Source organism: Agrobacterium sp. K11 (genome assembly GCF_059429395.1).
Genome location: NZ_JCAHRB010000008.1, coordinates 41,776 through 60,417, shown reverse-complemented (window position 1 = coordinate 60,417; position 18,642 = coordinate 41,776). Strand labels below are relative to the sequence as shown.

Sequence of the window (18,642 nt, the reverse complement as noted above, 5' to 3'; positions counted from 1 at the left end):
CTTTTTCTGGCGCCGTTACAAAAGATCCGGTTTGTGGAGGAGGTCGTTATTTCGCGGCCATGGCGGCCTTCCTCTCCTGTTCAATCCCAACCATATCGCCACGTAGCAAACCGGTTCGATGATGTGCGAAAGCTGGTACCCGTCACAGGACTAAGCGACTTCCAAATTCATAACGAAATCCGCGGTTTCATGGGCATGAATGCGGGTAAAACGTATCAGCTCGTCGAAGTGACGTTGCATCTTACGGATGGCTTCAGCGTTGTTGAGCACAAGATACATGGCGCCGACGAAAAGTGCTGCCCGTTGCGAACCGAAGATCGTATAGGGCACGGAAAAGCGTTCTTTTTCATTGAACAGAAACAGCCGGAATGATGGGTATAGCTCGCTGATAAGTCCCGACATATGTTTGAGTTGTTCGGCACGTGTCTCGCGGTCCAAACCGCTCCACATACCGCGCCCCTGCGCAAAAGCTTCCAGCGTTTCGAGCGGCATGCAAACTTCCATGTCGGTACCAGGCTGGCGATTATAATCTAGTCGAAACGCCGTTTCACTGGCCTGCGCCATCACACTCTGATGCGCGCCCATGGCCTCGAAAGCGATGATCTCGGGTGTGCGAAGCAGATCGGGAATGCGTGCCGGAACATAACGGATTTTGGTGCCTGCAGCTTCCGCGTGCCACTTCATCAACAGCGTATCCGTATAATCAGCACCGCCCTCCTCGATCTCGAAACTTGGCCGCAATTCCCCCATCAACCCCTGATCATGGGAAAGACCGAGTAGCCAGTCGAGCGAGACGGAATGTCGCTCGGCGATATTCAGCAGCGTCTCCACACGCGGAAGCCGCGCCGAATCACCGGAAAGCAATTGCGAAAGTGCTGATCGATCAATGCCAATGGCGGCGGCAAAAGACGCCTGGCTGTCTTCTGACCTGTTCACCAGCTGGATCAGGCGGGCACGAAACAATTCTGCGAGCGTGCGTTTGTCCACAATTCACCCGTTTGTTTATAATTATCATCATAATGCTTAAACTGTTATCAAAATCAACAGTTGGTCACCATAAACCCGTTGTGGCTGACTGAGACTGGTGCGACCCTGCGATGACAGGGGCATCAAGAGTATGAAATGACAGACATATTGGCAAAGAAGACGGCGCGGCTGACTGGCGTGCGCCGCAGAAGAAAGCGTGACCGAATTGAATGGCCAACCGTCTCGCTGTTGGCGGTCTGTTACGGTCTCTGGATTTTCGCGGGATATTTTCTGTATCCGATGTTTCCAATCGTTTCTCTGGTGCTCATGGGCATTGCAGTCGCCCTGCACTCCTCGCTCCAGCACGAGGTTCTGCATGGACACCCCACGCGCAATGCACGACTGAACGAAGCTTTGGTCTTTCTGCCGCTCGGGATTTTCTACCCCTATCGCAGTTACAAGCGCACGCATCTGCAACACCATGCAGACGAGCGTCTGACCGACCCATTCGACGATCCGGAAAGCTATTACCGGGCCATGGGCGACTGGCAAAAGATGCCGTCGTTCCTCAAGGTCCTGCTGGGATGGAACAATACGTTCATCGGGCGTCTGGTCATCGGCCCTCCGCTGATGGTTGTTGGTTTCACGATATCCGAATGGCGCAAGATCGCGCAAGGTGATCGGCGGGTGATCTATGCCTGGACCTTGCATCTGGCCGGACTTGTTCCGACACTGCTGGTCATATCCCTGATTTTCGGCGTTCCAATCTGGCTGTATGTTAGTGTGGCGGCCTATCTGGGCATATCCATCATCGCCATTCGCTCCTATTGCGAACATCAATGGTCCGAACAGCCGGATGGGAGAACGATCATTGTTGAAAACTCCATCCTGGCTCCACTGTTTCTCTATAACAACCTGCATTTCGTGCATCACAAAATGCCGACAGCGGCCTGGTATAAATTGCCCTCCCTCTACAGCGAGAGGCGCGCGGAGTGGCAGAAGATGAATGACGGATATGTGTTTAGCAATTATTTCGAGGTGTTCCGCGCTTTCGCCTTCAAGGCCAAGGAACCGGTAGCGCATCCTGTCTTGAGACGGGACGAGCAAGTTTTAATCGCGTCACCCGTCGTGCCTGCCGCTCTGATTTTTTGTGACCATGCGATGCAGGAACAAGACGTGAGACTGGAAATTCCGTCGTGACATGGATCGCGGCACTGCCAATGTATGACTGGCCCGAACTGCGCAATGAGACGGACAGGCTGTGGGCCGATATGCGCAACCGTTTTTTAGCAGAGGGTATCGACGCTCCCAAAGGCCTCACCAGACACAACGGCGATATGCCGGCGGTTCCGGGAGGTATTCGTGGAAAGGACGGCGCCATCATTGCCGCAGACCCTGCCACGCTCGATCCCGATGCATTGGATCTTGCGGTGCTCTGGCGGCATCCGGCTCTGCTGATCTCCGGCACCTGCTGGGGGCCAATGGAGTTTGGCCTGCAGGATCATGTGCAGGTGATTGGACAGAGCGATTATAATGGCATCAAGGGTGGTGCAGGCGAGTTCTATTCCAGCGCCATCATTGCCCGCATAGCCGACGGTGGAGAGGGTGCAGAACCTTCGAAAACCGGTGAGGCCGCTTTGCCGAAAGGATTTCTTAGCGGGAAAATACTGGCATTCAACGAGCACAAGTCATTATCCGGCTATCTCAGCTTGAAACGCGATCTGGAAGCAGAAGGCGCGGGCCTCGATCTGTTTGAAAATTGTCTCGAAACCGGTGCGCACCGCGCTTCCGTCATCGCAGTGGCCGAGGGCCGGGCGGACATTGCCGCGATTGACTGCAAATCCTGGATGCTTGCGCAACAGCATGAACCGGCCGCCCGGAGCCTTCACGTTATCGGCTGGACTGCACGGCGCAAAGGCCTGCCCTTCATCCGCGCCAAGGGTATCGACCTGCCTTTCACCATGTAAGGCACGAGCCTCACGGCCTTCAATCACATATCCGGTGGCGAGAAATCACGCAGGAGCAGCCTTGCCTTTTCCATGTCCGCAGACAGAGGCCGGTCATCCGAATAGGGCTGGAGGTGCTCGCGAAGCAGATTGTAGACCACATTTGTTCCGGCTGCCCGCCCGGCAACATTTTCCAGGAAATCATGGGCCTGCACCCCGGCCATCCATTCGATGGCCAGAATATATTCGGCATTGTCGAGAACCGCGAGCAGCTTGTTGGCGGCAGCCGTGGGATGAGAGAGGAAATCCTCCTGTAATCCCGATGTCAGCCCTCCATCTGTGGAGGCAGGCGCGGAAAGACGTCTGCTATCGCCGACAAGGGCTGCGGCCGTATATTGCGCGATCATGAAACCTGAATGGCTTCCGGCATCGGTCGCCAGAAATGGCGGCAGACCACTCACCAGAGGATTGACCAGCCTGTCGATACGGCGCTCGCTCATGGACGCAATCTGTGCAATGGCGATGGCGAGACTGTCTGCCGCCTGCCCCAATGCCGGGGCAACGGCATGGGCCTCCGACGAGACGATGGGCTGCTCGGGCGTGCCAAGGATCGCGGGATTGTCGGTGACGGAGGCGAGCTCTCGGTCAACGATGGAGGCGCAGGCATCGAAGATGTCGCGTGCAGCACCATGCGCATGCGGCACGGCACGCAGGCTTAGCGCGTCCTGTGTCCGCCTGCCATGAGCGGCGGCAACCAGCCCACTGCCTTCAAGCCGGGATCGCAGAGCAGCCCCGACGGCCGCGATTCCCTTCGAGGGACGCAGCGCGAGAACCGTCTCGTCAAAAGCGTCGATCTGGCAGCCTGCTGCTTCAAGCGTCAGCGCCGCTATGGCATCGGCCCAATCTAGCAGGTGATTGGCCCGCGCGAGTGCCATGCAGGAAAGACCGGTCGCACAGGCTGTACCATTGACGAGGCTCAGCCCTTCCTTGGCACCCAGCACGATGGGTTGAAGTCCCATTGCCGCCAGGGCATCCCGTCCACTCATAACGCGCCCGCCGAGCCGGGCCTGGCCCTCTCCGATCAGAACAAGCGCAACATGCGCGTTGTGCACCAGATAGCCCGCCGATCCGCGGGACGGCACGTCGGGGATACAATCCTGTTCAAGAAACGTCGACAGATGCGAGACGATCTCGCGTCGGACCCCGGAGTGCCCATGGGCGAAATTGGCGATCTGCGCCGCCATGATTGCCCGAACTTCGCGAGGATCCAACAACGGGCCGACACCGCAGGCATGGCTGAGAATAATGGAGCGCGAAAGCCGACCCTGCGCGGTGCGATCCACCACAGTGTCCGACAGTGCACCGACCCCGGTATTGATGCCATAGGCACGCACACCGCTTTCGACGATGCTGTCAACGATCTGGCTCGCCCGGTCAATCCGCTGATAGGCCGCGTCTGACACACGCAATGCCTCGCCCTTGCCGATATGGGCAACATCGCGCCAACTCAATCCATCATCCAGTAGAACAGTCATGACGTTTTCCTATGATGCAGAAACGGCTGCGAGGAGCGGGAATTTTCCATCTTGAATACTGCCGCGTTGGCCCGTGTCTCAATTACTGCTGTAAAGACGATAGCGGCTGCCGGGATAAAGGAGGCGGACAGAAGACACGATCCCCTTTGTCGACCATGTGCGACGACGCACGAGCAGGCATGGTTCCGTCTTGGAAATCGCCAGCAGCTTGCACTCCCAGGGCTGTGCGCTGACCGCCTCGATATGCTGCTCGGCTTTCACGATCGGTGCCACTCGCGTGAGATAACCGTTGGGTGTTACGAGGTTGAAATCCTGTTTGATGTAATCGGGCGCGCATTCCGAATTGACGAAACGATCCTCGATTTGCATCGGCACGCCGTCTTCCGCATGCACAATGATCGAGTGCGCAGCAAGGCTGCCAGCCGGAACAGCGAGAGCTTCGGCAAGATCTGGATCGCAGGTTTCGATTTGAAGAAGTATGACCCGCGCGCTGTGAACACCGCCGTTGCGTGTTATTTCTTCGGCAATGTTGGGTACGCTCTGGAACTGCGATGTGCGCTTCTTGGACGCAACGAACGAACCTTTGCCGCGTACACGCACCACAAGCCCTTCGTCGGCCAGCTCACGCAAAGCGCGGTTGGCCGTCATACGGCTGACACCGAGAATATCGACCAGTTCGTTTTCCGATGGAACACGTTGACCGATCTTCCACTCACCCGCCTCGACGCGACTGCGGACATAGTCTTTCAGCTTTACATAGAGCGGTGAACTCTGGTCTTCGGTGCCCTGCGCGTCACGAGCGTCCTCAGATATCGGCGGCATCACTTCCCGGAAAATCTTTCTGTCGTGATCCATAGCTATGACGTCACCAATACGCAGGGTTGTCGGCAAAGGGCGGGGCAATGCCACGCCCTTTGCCGATGGATTCAGTTCAATTTGTGTTCGGCCAGCCAGTCGCCCGCCACGACATCGAAACTGTCGTGATTGGCCAGACGACCGTTCATAACGACGAGATCTTTCGTCGTCAGGGCGGCAGAAACAGCATCGAGAGTGCTTGTCACAACGTCGCTAACTTTCGGTGTGGCAATCACTGGTACGATGTTCTGGGCGGGAAAGAGGTTCTTGACGTCTTCAAGCACGATGAGATCGTTTGCAGCGATGGCCGGATCGGTCGAGAACAGGTTTGCAGCATGGACCTGACCGTTGATGAGTGCCGAAAGGGTCAGCGGGCCACCGACGTCAAGCGATTTGAACGACTGGAACTCGAGGCCATAAAGTTCCTTCAGACCGATAATGCCTTCCTTGCGCGTTTTCCATTCCGGTGGACCGCCAAGTACGAGCTGCGAGGCTACGGGTGCGAGATCGGCAATCGTCTTCAGCTTGTATTTGTCAGCGGTCGCGCGCGTCACAGCCACGCTATCGGAATCCTGTGCTGCGGAGGGTGTCAACATAGAGACACCTTTCGGCAGAGCCGCCTTGAGCGCTGCGGCCACATCGCTTGGCGAATGGGCCGTGGCGTTCTTGTCGAGATAGCTCAGCGTCGCACCAGCATACTCCGGCAACAGATCGATTGATCCGTCGAGCAACGCAGGGATATAGACTTCGCGGCTACCGATGCTCAACTTCGTTTCGACGGCAACACCCTTGGCGGCAAGGGCCTTGGCGTAGATCGTCGCCAGAAGCTGGCTTTCGGGGAAGTCGGCGGAACCGACGATGATTGTCGTCGTATCGGTTCGCGGAGTGGCTGGCGCGGCCAGCGGATTGCTTTGCGCCAATGCCGAAGCAGCGGAAAGTGCCATGAGCGCAAATGCGCTGGCGGCAGTGATGATCCTGAATGCCATGCGAGCTTCTCCTTTATGTTGAAACAGTCGTGGAATAGAAAACCGCGTTATTTTAGAACCTCTACCGCTTCGCTCGACGCGTCAGGCCTGGTGATACGGTGACCCTCGATATGACGCCGATGATCAGATCCACGGTCAGGGCCAACGCACCGACGAGAACGGCACCTGCGGCCATCTGATAATAATCGTTCTGCGCCCGCCCATCGATGATCAGGCGACCGAGACCACCAAGAGAAACATAAGCGGCGATGGTTGCAGTCGAGATGATCTGAAGCGTGGCGCTGCGCAGACCGGAAAAGATCAATGGCAGAGCGCAGGGCAGTTCCACATCGAACAGAATATCGAGCGGACGTTTCCCCATGCCTCTTGCAGCGTCCACCGCAGCGGGATCCACCGCCGCGATACCGGCGTAACTGCCAGTCATGATCGGCGGCACGGCCAGAAGCACGAGCACGATAAGGCTGGGTACGATAAAAGCCATATCGGATGCGAAAACGGGGCCAAAAACAATCACAAGAAGTGCGATCAGGCCGAGGCTTGGAAGGGAGCGCAGCGCATTTGCAAGACCCGCGATGAAGACGACACCGCGTCCCGTGTGTCCCACATAAAGCCCAACCGGCAAGCAAATCAGACAGGCGAGAAAAAGGGCCGCAAAGCTATAAGCCAGATGCTGACCGACGAGAACGATGACACCATCACTCCCTGTCCAGTGAGCTGGATCGCTAAACCATTCTATCATCGCGCCGCACTCCCAGGCTGCCACGGCGTCAGGCGGCGTGAAATGAGCAGAACAAGCCCGTCCAGCAAGGCTGCGAGAAGCACGCAGAGTACGATGCCTGCTATGATCGGCGTCAGGAACCGCAGCTGAAGCCCCTGCGTGAAGAGCAGACCAAGTTGCGGCGTTCCAACCAGTGCCGCTACGGAAACGATGCTGACATTGGAAACCACGGCCACACGCAATCCGGCGGCAATCACGGGAACGGCGAGCGGTAGCTCCACCATCACCAGACGCGCAACCTGTCTATAGCCCATGGCATTGGCCGCCTGGAGGACGTCTGGCGAAACCGATTCCAAACCATCGTTCACTGTTCGCACCAGAAGCGCCAACGCGTAGATCGTCAGCGCGACGACGACGTTTAGCGGATCGAGTATACGGGTGCCGAGCACCAGCGGCAGCAGGACGAACAGCGCAAGCGACGGAATTGTGTAAAGAAGTCCGGCAACCCCCAGCAGGGTCGACCGGAATAAACCGGCCCGCTGCGCAATCCAACCGAGCGGCAGGGCAAGAAGCAGGCCGATCACCACCGGGATGACCGAAAGGCCTAGATGCCAGATGAAAAGCTCGAAAATCCGCCCGGATTCCCGGTAGAGCCAATCAAACCTCATGGCTGACCTCCGAAGCGACCGACCCGCGCGGCTTCGATGGCTTTGGCGACATCAGAGAGTGTGACGGTGCCGACAAGCTGGCCCGTTGACCCTACGATGACCCCGCGGCCGGAGGGCGAACTCAACGCTGCATCGAGCACATGGCGCAAACTGCTGCCTTCCGGCGCCAGCGTACCACTGAGATTGAGATCTCCCTCACGCAGTGGTTGCCTGAGACCCTGCGCATCGGCCCATCCAATGGGACGATGTTCGGCGTCAGTCACCAGAACCCAGCGATCCGTTGCAACGCCACGAAGGCTGTCCGGTGTTGCGCCGAGCAAGGCTGTCGGCTCCGCACCGAGAGGGACTGCTCCGTCAAATTCTGCAAAACTCAGGAAGCGATACCCTCTGTCCCGGCCGATAAAGTCCGCCACGAAGGCATCTGCCGGGCGCGCCAGCAATTCCTCTGGAGTGGCGATCTGCGCAAGCGTTCCGCCGGCACGCAAAACAGCAACCTGATCGCCAAGCTTCAACGCTTCGTCAATATCATGGGTCACCATGATGATGGTCTTGCCAATCTCACGCTGCAAGCGAAGAAATTCGTCCTGCAACTGTGTGCGAACGACGGGATCGACAGCACTGAAGGGTTCGTCCATCAGCATGAACTTGGGATCGGAAGCGAGTGCACGTGCAACGCCGACGCGTTGCTGCTGGCCACCCGAAAGCTGCCATGGATAACGATCGGCAAAGGCGGCGGTCAGCCCTACACGCTCAAGCAACTCATGCGCCGTGCGCAGTGCTTTTTCCTTCGGCGCTCCGTTTAGCCGCGCAGTGGTCGCTATGTTCTGAACAACGGTGCGATGGGGGAAAAGCCCGGCATGCTGGATGACATAACCGATACGACGACGCAGCAGTGCCACGTCCATGCCATCTGTCGGTTCGCCGTCAAGAAGGATCGAACCGGACGATTGTACGATCAACCTGTTGATCATCCGCAAGGATGTGGTTTTGCCGCAACCCGAAGGGCCGACGAACACGGTCAGCTTGCCGTTTGGCGCCGTCAGGGACAAACCGTTTACGGCAGTAGCCGCGCCCGCATATTGCTTGGTGACGTTGTCGAAGACGATCATGCAAATCTCTCCTGCGCTCTGTCTGCGCCTTCAGGCTCGGCAACTGTGATGACTGCCTAGGTTGTCTATACAAGCACGCAAATAGCGTATCCGCAAGATAGATCGATGAAAATATCCGCAACCCTGGAAATGACTAAACTTTAAGCATTTTGACCGTTATAGAGACGCTGTATGCACATAGAGCAAGCGATCTCGGCGGCCGCAACTCTCTACGCCTTCAAACTGCGCTGCTTTGCCGATCAAGATCAGGCCCGCTCAACGCGACAAATTTGTTCATAAGCAACTCGTTGCTTCGATTTTTGTGCGCGGGAGCAGAATGGAAATACGAATTAATTCGTGCTGAAATTCAACAGATCGCGTGCTGATCGTGACTGAGACCGCAAAACAGGCGTTTTTGAAAAGCACTCATCCACGGCGACTTGGCTCGAGAAGGCCATAAAGCCTTGTGGCCACCGCCATCGAACAATAGTATTACCGCGTCGTATTCAATTAACGAGGATAACATGGCAACAGGTACCGTCAAATTTTTCGCACAGGACAAGGGCTTCGGCTTCATCACACCGGACAACGGCGGCCCGGACGTCTTCGTCCACATCTCCGCCGTAGGGTTTGGTGGTTCTCTTCAGGATGGCCAGAAGGTCAGCTACGATGTGGGACAGGACCGCAAGACTGGAAAGTCCAAGGCCGAGAACGTCAGCCTCATCTGATCAGCGTCTCTTGGCTCCGCGATTACTCGCGGGGCCAAATCGGTCCTTACTCCCGCTGACCTTAGGCTGTTTCCACCCCGTCGCTCTCAATCCGTGCCAAGCTGGCTGCAAAAACTTCGGCGTCGATGGGACGGCCGAAAAGGTAGCCTTGGCCGACCGGACAGCCCATTTCGCGAAGCATTTTGCGCTGGGCCTCGGTCTCCACGCCTTCTGCAACCACAGTTAACCCAAGGGCGCGTCCAAGATCGATAACGGCCTGGACGATCACCCTTCTGGACGGCCTCGTTGCGAGTTCGCTGATAAAGGTGCGGTCTATCTTGATCTCGGTAACCGGAAAGGTTTCGAGCGAGCGCAGGTTCGAATAGCCTGTGCCGAAGTCATCGACGGAAAGGCCGACGCCGCTCTGTCGCAGCCGCTGAAATGCGTCCATCACGCCGGGTGTATCGCTGAGGAACATGCTTTCGGTGATCTCAAGCGTCAACCATGCCGGGTCGGCCTTGGTCAGGCACAGGACCCGATCCAGCATTTCGGCCATGTCATGCTGCAGGAACTCCCCGGCGGATACATTCACCGCAAAGCGCAAAGCCTTGTCGCGATGCGCGTTAATGCGCCGTGCATAAGCCGCGACGGTCGTCAGACTTCGTTCGGTCAGATCAAGCAGCAGACCTGATCGCTCGGCAGTCTCAACGAAACTTCCGGGGAGCTGGCTGCCAAACAGAGGATGATTCCAGCGTATCAGAGCTTCCGCACCCACCCACTCGCCGGTTGGAAGGTCTACCTGGGGTTGGAAGTGATACACAAATTCGTCATTCGCGACCGCGACCTTCAATTCGCGAGTCATTCGCACGCGTCGGCTTGCCTGTTCGTGATCCGAGTCTCGAAACCGTCGCGGACCACCCAGAGGGGCGGACTTGGCGGCCCACAGGGCGATGCCGGCATTGCGGATCAGCGAAATGGGTCTCGCCCGAGGCTGCCCCACCGCATAGCCGATGGCGAAACGCAGTGAGACACTTGCACCTGGCACGACGAAGTCAGCGGCAAGCGAAGCGGATACCGCTGCCACGATAGTATCCGCACTTGATCCATCCGTGAGCTCAAAAGCCAAAGCGAACTCATTGGCGCCCATGCGTCCCACTTGGGCAGCGCCCACGTCCCGCAGCCGCCGCCCGGTTTCATAAAGCAGGGCATCCCCGACTTCGAAACCGTATCCCGTGTTGAAATCGTGAAAACCGATCACATCCAGCTTCACGACCAAGGGCGTCGCTTTGGCATTGGTTGCGAAACGCTCCTCGGTAGCCAGGATAAATGCTTGACGGTTCAGGCAACCCGTGGTCGCGTCGAGGTTCGCGACACGATCCAGCGCGGTGTGCGCCTGGCGAATCGCCGAGACGTCGCGCAGTATGCCGACGTAGAATAGTTCTTCGCCCACCCAGGCAGGCCGGAGACTGAGACTGTTCCAGAACGCCGACCCGTCCTTTCGATAGTTACGCAGCGTTGAGTCCAGAGGCTCCGCCGCCTCGATCGCAGCGCGAATGTGGACGACCTCTTGTTGGTCGCGCTCGTTGCCCTGCAAATAGCGGCAATCTTTCCCGACGACCTCGTTCCGAGCGTAGCCAGTCAGATGCTCGAAGGCCTTATTGACATAGAGCAAAGGCGAATTGGCGCCCAAACGCTGTGCGATCGCAATCCCATCGGTTAGTTCTTCGACGAGCGTCGCAAGAATTGGCCTGATAGCGTCGGAGCTGAGAAGCGCATTGTCCGACATGACCGGCGCGGGCTGCATGGGGTGCGACTGCATGCGTTTTTCGAATTCTTCCATGACAGGAACCATGGACGGCGAACACGGACGGGGCAACCCGCAGCCGAGGCGGTTCCAGGACAAGCGTCAGCCGTTTTCGGACAAACTGATTCTCGCGCCATCGCCAGACGTCCGAAAGCGATCACGGTAGTCGGACGGCGTCACTCCAGCGTGCGAAACAAAGGCACGGCGCATCGCGCGTGTCGATCCAAAACCACTTCTCGCGGCCACCAAAGCGATTGGCAGGCGGCTCCCTTCCAAAAGGAAGCGCGCAACGTCGATACGGGTCCGGTCGACATAGTCTGATGGCGATATACCGACCTCCTGCGAAAAAACACGCGTAAAGTTCCGCACACTCATGGCCGCGATCTTCGCCAAGGCGCTGACAGAGAGGTCCGCCGCCGGATGGTTCAGAACATATTGCTGGACGTTGTGTAGACGGCTGCGGTCGATAGCCTGTGCCGCCAGATGCACGCTGAACTGTGACTGATCGCCTGGCCGCTTCAGAAACACGACGAGTCGGCGAGCAACGTAGAGCGCAATCTCCCGGCCCAAGTCCTCCTCGACGAGGGAAAGGCCGAGATCTATAGCCGCGCTGGAACCGGCCGACGTGATCATCGCGCCATCACGCACAAAAACCCGGTCGCTTTCCACCCGCGTCTCGGGGAAGCGCTCGGCCAACAGTGACGCGAACTGCCAGTGCGTCGTAACACGCCGGTCTTTTAGTAGACCTGCCTCGCCAAGCACGAATGCCCCTGTGCAGACGGAGCCATAGCGCCGCGCCTGAGCCGCGATTTTAACAATCCAGTCGACAACACGCCCGCCCGGACTTTGCGGAACTCCGACGCTCCCGGCCACAAGCAATGTATCGGGGCTACCAAGGTACGCATCGTAAGCGCAGTCGGTCAGGATTTTTAGCCCCGATGCACAGCGGATCGTGCCCTCGTGCCCTGCCAAGACAGCAACTTCGTAGAATAACTTTTCAACACGGGCATTTGCTTCGGCAAACACGTCCATTAGCCCTGCAAGCTCCAGAGAATGCACGTCCTTTGGAACGAAGATCACGATCCGCATGAGAGTATCTTTCCCAGCACAAAGGACTCAAAGCTCTCGACGAGGATCTACGCGCCGACGCCGGTCTATGTGGCGACGGTTGCACAATGCTGAAGGTCCGTCAAAGTCAAAGGTACTAGCTCGAAGCGACGGAAGAACTCTGCACGCGCTGACTTTGTTCGAACTGCCGACCACTAACGGATGTTTTTATGATTGCTACAGCAACCCCAGCCGCCCGCCATTGGTGAACGAGATATTATCTCATTTTGTTGCCGATTTGAGCCCATCTGTTCGACATTATGAGGGCCGAATAGTCTGGGCTATGAACGCTTTTCGGCGAGGATAGACAGCATGTGTATCTGCGGCGGCTTGGCGAACAGGTCCCCTGCCTCTGCCTTCGCCATCAAGGCTGCAGCGACTTGGCCATTTAAGTGCGCATCCCTACCGTCCTCATCGTCGAACGTATCGAAGATTGCAAACGAACTTGGGCCTCCCTGTATCGCATACCAGGAAATCGTGCCGGGCTCTGCATTGACCAGCGGTAAGGCTGATCGCAGAAACTCGGCGACCTCCTGTTCCTTGCCGGGCATTGCCTCGAGCGGAACGTAAAGCGCGAATTTGGTCATGACCACCTCCATGGGCACATCATTGTGCCGCAACTGAAGGAACGCGTTAAGCACGACAAATGTTCGGTGATGGACAATAAAAAGGGGTGTCGATGTAAAAATGCGATCCACGCCTCTGCACACATGAGGTTTCGATGATCAGTCGATTTCTGGATGGCCGCCTAAAGCAACGAGCTGCTCTGTGTTGTCTATGTCCACCTTGGCGCTTTCGCCGATCTCTATGTCGATGACGTCGAGACCAGATTGGGTGATTATCTTGCGCGCGCCGCTGTCGCCTATAAGCTCCATGAGCTGCGGGAATGCGGCGCGAGGAAAGACAACCGGGTTTCCCGGATTTCCTTCGCACACCGCGCGGATAATCGCCTCTCCGTTTCTCTCCGCAAAAGCGCCGGTGAGTGCGTCAATATCCGCAGGTTCAAGCAGCGGCATATCCGCAAGCATGATCATAATCCCACCGGGATCTTGCGAGGCGGCACGCTGGACGCCGAGCACGATCGAGCTTGCCATTCCGTCACTGAAGTTGGAGTTTCTCGCGATGATCAGGTCGAGCCCTGCAATTTCGGCCTCGACGTCCGAGCTTCGGTATCCGGTCACAACAACCACAGAACGATTGCCGGCCCCAAGCGCTGCCAATGCGGCCCGACGAACGAGGCTGGTTTCCCGAAAACGCGCAAGAAGCTTGTGCCCGGCACCCGCCATCCTGCTCGATCGTCCAGCGGCCAGGACAACAACGGCAACTGAAACTCGTCTATCTCCTGCCGCTTCCACACCGAACCTCACGCATAGAGGGACAAGCGGCTCGCCGCGATGTCGGCAAGGATGGACAGGGCAAGGGAGTTCGCATCGCGGGTTGGCCCGAAAAGTCCGATCGGTGCCCTTATCCGATCAGTATCTGCCCGGGAGAAACCGGAGCTTACAAGGAAATCGACCCGTCTACGGTGTGTACGGGTGCTCCCCAAGGCGCCGATGTAGAATGCGGGTGACCGTAACGCGGCTTGCAGAACGGCCTGCTCCGCATCAAGGTCGTGGTGGAGAAGAACAACAGCGGTGTACTGATCGATATCGGGCACAACTTTTTCGTTCGCTGTGCAGGCCACCACGTCGTAGCCGGAGGATTTGGCTATATCAGCGGCCCTCTCGGCCTCTATACTTTGACCGGAAATCACGACGCGCGTGCGCGGCCGATAGACCGTGAAAAAGCGGTCGTCGGCGTAACCGGCCCGCGATGGCGGCTCGACGATCTCGAGCTGTTGGGTCTGCCTCGTGTAGCACAGGCCCGTGGTCCGGCGCTGATAAAGCTGCTCAAGAACGCCGCTCAACATCTCGGTATTTTGCAGCACGTGGATCGACACTGTAATCCCACCACCGCACGGCAGGGCAATGTCGAAAAAGGGGGAGCCTAATCCGAACTTCACCTCCCTATCTCTGTTCTCGCCCATTGCGTCGAGCGCCTCGGAAGCGACCGCTGCCTCGATGCAGCCCCCAGACGCATAACCACAAAAACGACCATCGGCCGCAACGGCGACATGGGAGCCAAGCGCGCGAGCCGCTCCCCCGCGAATTTCGACAAGGGTGGCAAGTGCCACCCTGCCCTTTGCAAGCTCCCTTATCGCAAAGCCAAATATTTCTTCCGTATCATCGGTGAGCAACGACCTGACTGGCGTCGGCTTTGTCGCAGCTTGGATATCCTCCTGAGGACAGATATCCGTGAGGGCGGCGATGTCGTCATGCAACATCCGGCAGCCCGCCTATGATCTTGTCGAGCGTCACAGGGTAGTGACGCACCCTCACCCCGGTGGCATTGTAGATTGCGTTGGCGACAGCTGCAGAAACCCCGCAGAGACCAAGCTCGCCAACGCCCTTGGCCTTCATCGGCGACGACATGGGGTCTGCTTCGTCCATGAAAATCACCTCCTGATGGGGAATGTCGGCATGCACCGGAACTTCGTAGCCAGCCAGATCGTGGTTGACGAAAAAGCCTTGCTTCGTATCGACCGCCAACTCCTCGGACAGGGCTCCACCCACACCCATTGTCATGGCACCAATAACCTGGCTGCGCGCTGTTATCGGGTTCAGGATTCGTCCGGCCGCACAGACGGCCAGCATGCGTCGAATGCGCGTTTCACCCGTGGCCACGTCAACACCGACTTCCACGAAGTGGGCACCGAACGTTGACTGTTGATGGGCTTCGGAAAGATCGCCCCATTCCATTCCATCTTCGCCAACAAGGCCGTTTGGCGCAGCCGCCTCCGTAAGCGCTACCGAACGGTTTCCTGATCGAACCTGTCCGTTCTCGAACACGACGTCATCAGTGTTAAAGCCGAGTTTCTGCGCCACCGCCTCACGAAGCTTTACGCAGGCCGCGTAGACCCCGGAGGTAGAACAGTTCGCGCCGAACTGCCCGCCCGACCCCGCCGAAACCGGAAAGCGGGAATCGCCCAACTGGACGGCTACTCGATCGACCGGCAGGCCCAGCATCTCAGCTGCTGTTTGTGCGATGATGGTATAGCTGCCGGTCCCGATATCGGTCATATCGGTTTCAACCGTTGCAATGCCGTCAGCGCCGAGCCGAACCCTTGCTGCGGATGGGAGGAGAAGATTGTTTCGCAAAGCGGCTGCAACACCCGATCCGATCAGCCAGTTTCCTTCTCGTCGGGACCCAGGCTTGCCGCGCTGGTTCCAGCCAAACCGTTCCGCCCCGAGCTTGAGACAGCCGACCAGGTTCCTTTGGGTAAAAGCGCGCTCGGGCTTCTCAGGGTCGACCTGAGTGTCGTTGAGTATCCGAAACTCGACCGGATCGACGCCCACCTTTTCGGCTATCTCGTCTATGGCGATCTCGAGGGCCATCAACCCCGGCGCTTCGCCGGGCGCCCGCATCGCATTGCCTTCGGGCAAGTGAAGCGTGGCCAGTCTCATGGCAGTCATCCGGTTCTCACCCGCGTAGAGCAGTCGTGTCTGATTGACAGCCGTTTCCAGCTGGCCCCCAGGCTGGTCACCCGACCAGCTTTCGTGAGCAATCGCGGTGATTTTGCCGTCCTTTGTCGCTCCAATGCGAATACGCTGGATCGTCGCCGGCCGATGCGTCGTGTTGTTGGCTATGAACGGACGGGGAAGCGCGACCTTGACCGGACGTCCAGTAGCCTTTGCTGCAAAGGCAGCAAGCACCGCGTCGGCCCGCAAGAAAAGCTTACCCCCGAACCCCCCGCCTATGAATGGCGACATCAAATGGATATTGTCCTTGTCGATACCAAGTGTAGTCGCCAGATCGGATCGCCACCAATCAATCATCTGGCTGGACGTCCAAACGGTCAGTTTATCGCCATGCCACGCAGCGATGGACGCATGGGGCTCCATCATGGAATGTGACTGATCTGGAGTGGTATAACTTTCGTCGAGAGTGACCGGTGCGCTCTTGAAGGCTCCCTCGAAGTCACCGACTGCCGTGTCGGGCTGCTGCTTCTCGTCGGGCTTGACCGCACTGTCCTTGGCCTTCTTGAGATCGAAGCTCCCGGGCGCAGTTTCATATTCTACTGTCACAAGCGAAGCTGCGGCGCGCGCCTGCTCGAAGGTTTCCGCGACGACCACTGCCAAAGCCTGGTGATAGTGCTGGACTTCATCGCCACCAAAAAGATTGGCTGTGTTGAATTTACCCTTCTCGCGCTTGCCCACGTCCAAGGTGGTGACAACCGTCAAAACGCCGGGGGACCGCTTTGCGGCGTCGGTCGATATCGACCGGATACGGCCCTTCGCAATCGCGGCACCGACCGGATACCCGTAGGCGTAAGGAATATTCGGATCATGCCATTCGTAGGCATACATTGCTCGGCCCGTCGTTTTCTCTTGGCCGTCAATGCGGGGGATAGGCTGACCGACGACTTTCATCCGGTCGATGGGATTGTTGATTGCAGGTGTGTCGAATTTCATGGTCGTTATCCCCTTGCCTCTGCGATCACCGCACCGATCGTTCGTTCCACGAGGGTTATCTTGAAGCGATTTTGCTCCGTCGGGCGAGCGTCGCCGAGAAGTGCCGCACTTGCGGCTTTTGCACTGCTCTTCAGCTCCTGGTCACCTGAGCCTGTTCGCCAGGGCTTGTGAGCTACGCCACCGACAGCCACGCGGCCGGTGCCATCCGGCTGGATCACCGCAGCGACGGATACGAGCGCAAACGCGTAGGAGGCCCGATCGCGCACCTTGCGATAGATATGCTTGCCCCCAATTGGCTTCGGCAGCGTGACCGCAGTTATGAACTCGCCCGGCTCCAGGACCGTCTCGATGTGTGGGGTATCGCCGGGAAGCCTGTGAAAGTCTGCGATCGGGATTGCGCGGCTACGGCCGTCGCCATTGACCGTTTCGACGGTTGCGTCGAGCGCCCTCATCGCAACAGCCATGTCGCTGGGATGGGTGGCGATACAGGATTCGCTGCTTCCGACGACTGCATGCTGTCGCGAAAAACCGCCAAGGGCCGAACATCCGCTTCCCGGCTGCCGCTTGTTGCACGGTTGGTTGGTGTCATAGAAATACGGACAGCGCGTGCGCTGGAGGAGATTGCCCGCGGTGGTGGCCTTGTTTCGCAGTTGACCAGACGCCCCGGCGACCAGGGCGCGGGTAAGCAAACCATAGTCGCGACGGACAGTCTCGTCGCTTGCCAGATCGGTATTGCGGACCAGAGCCCCTATGCGCAGACCGCCATCAGAGGTGGTTTCGATCTTGTCGAGACCAACTCCGTTGATGTCGATGAGATGCGCCGGGTGCTCGATCTCCAGCTTCATCAAGTCCAGGATATTTGTCCCGCCGGCGATGAATTTGGCTTCCGGATTGGCTGCTGCCGCTTTCGCTGCCGCCTGAGCCGTTGTGGCTCGCTCGTATGTGAAGGCTCTCATGCTTCGATCCCCCCGACTTCGGCAATTGCATCGAGAATGTTCGAGTAGGCGCCGCATCGACAGATGTTGCCGCTCATTCGTTCCCGAACTTCTGCCGCGGTGACTTCCACCTTTGCGGAAATGTCTGCAGTGGCGTGGCTTGGGATATTCGACTTGATTTCCTCCAAGACCGCCACGGAGGAACAGATTTGTCCGGGAGTACAGTAACCACACTGAAAACCGTCGTGTTTTATGAATGCGGCTTGCATGGGATGCAGGTTTCCAGGTTGTCCGAGGCCCTCGATGGTGGTGACCTCGTCACCGTCGTGCATCACAGCCAACGTCAGGCACGAATTGATCCGGCGTCCATCCACCATCACGGTACAAGCGCCGCACTGTCCGTGATCGCAGCCTTTCTTTGTGCCGGTTAGATGAAGGTGCTCGCGCAAGGCGTCGAGCAAGCTCGTGCGATTGTCGAGTTCGAGATCATGCATCTCGCCGTTCACTTTGAAGGAAACACTTGTCTTGAAATTCATTTCTTCCCCCGAGGACTGTGCTGCGGCTCCTTTTGCCGCAACTCCCGTGACAGCAATTGCCGCCGCCGAGGAAACAAGTAAGTCCCGCCGCGAAAGTTCCAAATGTGAGTGATCTCTCATCTCCAGCTCCATTCGTTATTGATGGCCTGGCGCATTCGGAGAAACGCCATATCTCAACATAGGGAAGCAAAAGAAGATGATTAGATGCGCCTTTTCGCTAACACTTATTAGCGAGGCTCATAAATCGGCATAAGCGATCCACGGGGCAGCCACAGTAAGC

At 57.8% G+C, this 18,642-nt stretch carries 18 protein-coding genes; 3 read left to right on the top strand and 15 right to left on the bottom strand.

Annotation, left to right across the window (positions count from 1 at the left end; all coding sequences use genetic code 11):
- Window positions 1-150: 150 nt before the first annotated feature.
- Complete coding sequence (locus AC5SEO_RS15200; protein ID WP_174004130.1) at window positions 151-987, bottom strand: helix-turn-helix domain-containing protein; 837 nt, start codon at window positions 985-987, stop codon at window positions 151-153.
- A 135-nt stretch (window positions 988-1,122) separates the two neighbouring features.
- On the opposite strand from AC5SEO_RS15200, the gene AC5SEO_RS15195 reads away from it, so the two are divergent.
- Together AC5SEO_RS15195 and AC5SEO_RS15190 are read left to right on the top strand one after the other, a co-directional pair.
- Window positions 1,123-2,166, top strand: coding sequence for a fatty acid desaturase (locus tag AC5SEO_RS15195; RefSeq protein ID WP_174069058.1), 1,044 nt, complete (start codon window positions 1,123-1,125; stop codon window positions 2,164-2,166).
- Window positions 2,167-2,186: 20 nt separating this feature from the next.
- A complete protein-coding gene (locus AC5SEO_RS15190) occupies window positions 2,187-2,933 on the top strand; it encodes a PhnD/SsuA/transferrin family substrate-binding protein (protein ID WP_013762187.1) in 747 nt (248 codons plus the stop codon).
- Window positions 2,934-2,956: 23 nt separating this feature from the next.
- Here AC5SEO_RS15190 and AC5SEO_RS15185 read toward each other — a convergent pair whose 3' ends face one another.
- The 6 genes from AC5SEO_RS15185 to AC5SEO_RS15160 form a co-directional block, all read right to left on the bottom strand.
- Window positions 2,957-4,447, bottom strand: coding sequence for an HAL/PAL/TAL family ammonia-lyase (locus AC5SEO_RS15185; RefSeq protein ID WP_174069057.1), 1,491 nt, complete (start codon window positions 4,445-4,447; stop codon window positions 2,957-2,959).
- A gap of 78 nt (window positions 4,448-4,525) precedes the next feature.
- Window positions 4,526-5,269 carry a histidine utilization transcriptional repressor HutC gene (gene hutC, locus AC5SEO_RS15180; protein ID WP_174043428.1) on the bottom strand — a complete coding sequence of 248 codons (744 nt, stop codon included), beginning with the start codon at window positions 5,267-5,269 and terminating at the stop codon, window positions 4,526-4,528.
- Window positions 5,270-5,373: 104 nt separating this feature from the next.
- Window positions 5,374-6,288 (bottom strand): ABC transporter substrate-binding protein, encoded by a 915-nt coding sequence (locus AC5SEO_RS15175; protein ID WP_003518329.1) that lies wholly within the window; start codon window positions 6,286-6,288, stop codon window positions 5,374-5,376.
- A gap of 61 nt (window positions 6,289-6,349) precedes the next feature.
- Window positions 6,350-7,027 (bottom strand): ABC transporter permease, encoded by a 678-nt coding sequence (locus AC5SEO_RS15170; protein WP_495363891.1) that lies wholly within the window; start codon window positions 7,025-7,027, stop codon window positions 6,350-6,352.
- Window positions 7,024-7,674, bottom strand: coding sequence for an ABC transporter permease (locus AC5SEO_RS15165; protein WP_111800153.1), 651 nt, complete (start codon window positions 7,672-7,674; stop codon window positions 7,024-7,026). Before AC5SEO_RS15165 ends, AC5SEO_RS15170 begins: the two co-directional genes overlap by 4 nt.
- Window positions 7,671-8,783: an ABC transporter ATP-binding protein gene (locus AC5SEO_RS15160; RefSeq protein ID WP_019566835.1), complete on the bottom strand. Its 1,113-nt coding sequence runs from the start codon at window positions 8,781-8,783 to the stop codon at window positions 7,671-7,673. The genes AC5SEO_RS15165 and AC5SEO_RS15160 overlap by 4 nt, the downstream gene beginning before the upstream one ends.
- A 503-nt stretch (window positions 8,784-9,286) precedes the next feature.
- Here AC5SEO_RS15160 and AC5SEO_RS15155 point away from each other — a divergent pair.
- The gene (locus AC5SEO_RS15155; RefSeq protein WP_003518333.1) at window positions 9,287-9,490 is read left to right on the top strand and encodes a cold-shock protein; all 204 of its coding nucleotides are present in this window, start codon (window positions 9,287-9,289) and stop codon (window positions 9,488-9,490) included.
- Window positions 9,491-9,551: 61 nt separating this feature from the next.
- Here the strand turns inward: AC5SEO_RS15155 and AC5SEO_RS15150 are convergent, their stop codons facing one another.
- From AC5SEO_RS15150 to paoA, 8 genes are all read right to left on the bottom strand, one after another.
- Window positions 9,552-11,309, bottom strand: coding sequence for a putative bifunctional diguanylate cyclase/phosphodiesterase (locus tag AC5SEO_RS15150; protein WP_236771404.1), 1,758 nt, complete (start codon window positions 11,307-11,309; stop codon window positions 9,552-9,554).
- Between the two features lie 66 nt (window positions 11,310-11,375).
- The gene (locus tag AC5SEO_RS15145; protein WP_112401708.1) at window positions 11,376-12,362 is read right to left on the bottom strand and encodes a GlxA family transcriptional regulator; all 987 of its coding nucleotides are present in this window, start codon (window positions 12,360-12,362) and stop codon (window positions 11,376-11,378) included.
- A gap of 299 nt (window positions 12,363-12,661) precedes the next feature.
- Window positions 12,662-12,967 (bottom strand): putative quinol monooxygenase, encoded by a 306-nt coding sequence (locus AC5SEO_RS15140; RefSeq protein WP_026331023.1) that lies wholly within the window; start codon window positions 12,965-12,967, stop codon window positions 12,662-12,664.
- A gap of 138 nt (window positions 12,968-13,105) precedes the next feature.
- Window positions 13,106-13,735, bottom strand: a complete 630-nt coding sequence (locus AC5SEO_RS15135) for an NTP transferase domain-containing protein (RefSeq protein WP_174069054.1) — start codon at window positions 13,733-13,735, stop codon at window positions 13,106-13,108.
- A gap of 8 nt (window positions 13,736-13,743) precedes the next feature.
- Complete coding sequence (locus AC5SEO_RS15130) at window positions 13,744-14,703, bottom strand: XdhC family protein (protein ID WP_174069053.1); 960 nt, start codon at window positions 14,701-14,703, stop codon at window positions 13,744-13,746.
- Window positions 14,693-16,891: an aldehyde oxidoreductase molybdenum-binding subunit PaoC gene (gene paoC / locus AC5SEO_RS15125; RefSeq protein ID WP_174069052.1), complete on the bottom strand. Its 2,199-nt coding sequence runs from the start codon at window positions 16,889-16,891 to the stop codon at window positions 14,693-14,695. The genes AC5SEO_RS15130 and paoC overlap by 11 nt, the downstream gene beginning before the upstream one ends.
- A gap of 5 nt (window positions 16,892-16,896) precedes the next feature.
- Window positions 16,897-17,847, bottom strand: a complete 951-nt coding sequence (locus AC5SEO_RS15120) for an FAD binding domain-containing protein (protein ID WP_174069051.1) — start codon at window positions 17,845-17,847, stop codon at window positions 16,897-16,899.
- A complete protein-coding gene (gene paoA / locus AC5SEO_RS15115) occupies window positions 17,844-18,482 on the bottom strand; it encodes an aldehyde dehydrogenase iron-sulfur subunit PaoA (protein WP_003518348.1) in 639 nt (212 codons plus the stop codon). Before paoA ends, AC5SEO_RS15120 begins: the two co-directional genes overlap by 4 nt.
- Window positions 18,483-18,642 lie beyond the last annotated feature (160 nt).